We start from the raw sequence: 3,154 nt of genomic DNA, 5'->3' as shown, positions 1-3,154 counted from the left end.
GCCCCGGGGATGGGACGGGTAGGGGCGGCGGGGGCGAAACAAGGCACCCGGTCACCACTCACCCCCACCCGACGGCATACCGTGAGGAGTCGAGCACCGAGCAGGGAGCGAGGAGAAACGGGATGGGCAGCCGCACCACGCTGGTCGAGGATCTGATGGAACGGTTCCCGCACGTGCCTCGGGAGGCCGTCTTCAAGGAGGACCTGCTGAGGGGCGGCGTGGCCTTCGACGCGTCGGCGCTGAGCGACAACGAGACCGGCGAGGTCAAGCCGAAGTCGTACTTCATCTTCTCCTTCGACCACGGCACCCTGCCCGAGCTCGGCGAGGCCGCGCTACGGCGCCCCCCGGAGGAGATCATCCTCACCGGAGGCCCCTACGACCTGCGGCGCACCGTCGTCTCCGTGCGCGTCAACCCGTCGTCGCCGTACCGCGTGGCCGCCGCCGAGGACGGGATGCTCGGGCTCTACCTCGACGGGAAGCGCATCGCCGACGTCGGCGTGCCGCCCATGCCCGAGTACTACCGCCACACCCTCGCCAACGGCAAGTCCGTGATGGAGGTCGCCCCGACCATCCAGTGGGGGTATCTCATCTACCTCACCGTCTTCCGCGTCTGCCAGTACTTCGGCGCCAAGGAGGAGTGCCAGTACTGCGACATCAACCACAACTGGCGCCAGCACAAGGCGGCCGGGCGCCCGTACACCGGCGTCAAGGACGTCGAGGAGGTCCTGGAGGCGCTGGAGATCATCGACCGGTACGACACCGCGAAGGCGTCCACGGCGTACACGCTCACCGGTGGCGCCGTCACGTCGAAGGTCGCCGGGCGCGACGAGGCCGACTTCTACGGGCACTACGCGAAGGCCATCGAGGAGCGCTTCCCGGGGCGGTGGATCGGGAAGGTCGTCGCACAGGCGCTGCCGAAGGACGACGTGCAGCGGTTCAAGGACTACGGCGTGCAGATCTACCACCCCAACTACGAGGTGTGGGACCGGCGTCTGTTCGAGCTCTACTGCCCCGGCAAGGAGCGCTACGTCGGCCGCGACGAGTGGCACAGGCGCATCCTCGACTCGGCGGAGGTCTTCGGCGCGCGCAACGTGATCCCCAACTTCGTCGCCGGCGTGGAGATGGCCGAGCCCTTCGGGTTCACGACCGTGGACGAGGCCATCGCCTCGACGACGGAAGGGCTGCGGTTCTTCATGTCCCACGGGATCACGCCCCGGTTCACCACCTGGTGCCCGGAGCCCACCACCCCGCTCGGCAAGGCGAACCCGCAGGGCGCGCCGCTGGAGTACCACATCCGGCTGCTGGAGGCCTATCGCGCCACGATGGACGACTTCGGGCTGTCGTCCCCGCCCGGATACGGCCCGCCCGGACCCGGCCGCGCGGTCTTCTCGGTGAGCTCGTTCATGGACAGCCTGCCGGCCGAGGAGCGCGTGGAGAGCGTGGGCGCGTAGGCGCGCGCCCCGGGGCGTACGAGAGGGCGCGCTTAAGCGTGTAAATTCTGTGGCGGATGAGTCGATCGGTGCTGCCGTACGTACAACTCACCAGCTGCAACCGGCGGTAACCGCATTTGAACATGTGGCTTGTCAGTTGTGTGGGAACCGTGAAAAGCTCTGGGCCTGTCGTGAGACACCCTCAACTCCCTTAGTTCTAAGGTGAGTTGCCCCTTTGCATTGTGGATGCGCATCGTTCCAGATGGACGCACCTCGCTCTGTGGATGCAGGAGACCCATGCCCTACCTGCCGAAGCCCCAGGACGCCACCGAAGCCGCGCTGCTCTCGGAGTGCTGGGACGCGGTCCTCTCGTACGCCGACCTGTGCACCTCCGGGTCGGCCTCGGCCACTCAGCTGGCGACCGAGGCGTTCACGCACGGCATACAGGAGGCCCGCGCCGACGAAGAGAGAGCCGGGCGGAGCACGGGCCGACGGGCCTTACGGCTGCCCAGGATCCCCTTCCTGCTGACCTCGGTCCGCACCACGGCCGCCGCCTGGGAGGCGCACGGGCGGGGCCCCCGCCTCGATCCCGACCTGCGACTGTGGCTCAACTCCGACAAGGCCGCCCGCTACACCGGCCCGCCCCTGAACCGGCCGCTCGCGCTGCGCGGCCTGAGCGACATGCAGGAGCCGGACGCCGCGCTGCTGTGGCTGGCCGAGGTGGAGGCGCTGCCGCTGCCCGTCGTGGCCCGGAGGCTCGGGCTCGACCCGGCGAACGCCGCCGGGGAACTCGACCAGGTGCGGTCGCTGTTCCGGGAGCGCTGCCAGCGCAACCACGTCGACACGCCCATGGACGCGGAGTGCCGCAACTACGCACGGCTGCTGGACGCCGTCACCCGCTCGTCCGGCGCGGAGACCCCCGAAGACCTCTCACGGCACCTCGCCACCTGTGTCGAGTGCGCCGAGGCCGCCGCGTGCCTGCGGACGCAGCCCGGCGGACTGCCCGCCGCGCTGGCCGGCGGCGTGATCGGCTGGGGCGGCCACGCCTACCTGGAGCGGCGCCGCCGGGCCGCGGAGTCCGGGCTGATCCCCGGCCGCGCCGACCTCTCGGGCGCCGACCGCGGCCTGTCGCCGAGCAGGGAGCCCAAGCCCCGCGTCGGCCGCACCGGCATGCTGGTGGCCGCCGGGATCGTCTCCGTCCTGGCCCTCGCGGTCTCCCTCATGCCCTTCGGCGCCGAGGGCGGCGACCTGGCCCAGGGCGACCCGTCGAGCCGTCAGCCCGTCGCGGACCCGGACGTATCGCTGCCGACCGTGGCGCCGCTGCCGTCCGACACCTCGGGCGACCCCTCGGAGATGCCGCGCGCCGACGCCAGCCGCACGCCTTCCGGTGTCTCCGACCCGGCGCCACAGGGTGAGGGCTCGTCCCCGGCCCGAATATCGCACCGGCCGGTCGAGCCCGACGAGTCGGACTCCTCCTGCCGCCTCCGCTACGAGGTCGTCAACGAGTGGCCCGACGGCTTCCAGGCCACCGTCACGGTCACCTCCACGAAGGCCCTCGACGGGTGGCGCATCGGCTGGACCTTCACGGACGGTCAGCGTGTCACCCAGATGTGGGACGGGTCGTACGACCAGGACGACTCTGACGTCACGGCGTCCGCCGCGGACTACAACCGGTCCGTAGACGCCGGGGGCACCTTTGGGGTGGGGTTCCTTGCGTCGTGGGC

Annotated in this window: 2 protein-coding genes; both read left to right on the top strand. The window is 70.7% G+C overall.

The window, feature by feature from the left end:
* Positions 1-122: 122 nt before the first annotated feature.
* Positions 123-1,451: a radical SAM protein gene (locus FNH08_RS47695; RefSeq protein WP_152778151.1), complete on the top strand. Its 1,329-nt coding sequence runs from the start codon at positions 123-125 to the stop codon at positions 1,449-1,451.
* Positions 1,452-1,727: 276 nt separating this feature from the next.
* The coding region (locus FNH08_RS47690; protein ID WP_152778150.1) for a cellulose binding domain-containing protein at positions 1,728-3,154 on the top strand (1,427 nt) is incomplete at its 3' end.

It is taken from the genome of Streptomyces spongiae (assembly GCF_009377185.1).
Lineage (GTDB): Bacteria > Actinomycetota > Actinomycetes > Streptomycetales > Streptomycetaceae > Streptomyces > Streptomyces spongiae.
This window is presented reverse-complemented; position numbering and strand designations above follow the sequence as displayed.

Bases quoted from the DNA above. Each gene is read 5' to 3' on its own strand.
- FNH08_RS47695 (WP_152778151.1), top strand. From the start codon at position 123: ATGGGCAGCCGCACCACGCTGGTCGAGGATCTGATGGAACGGTTCCCG.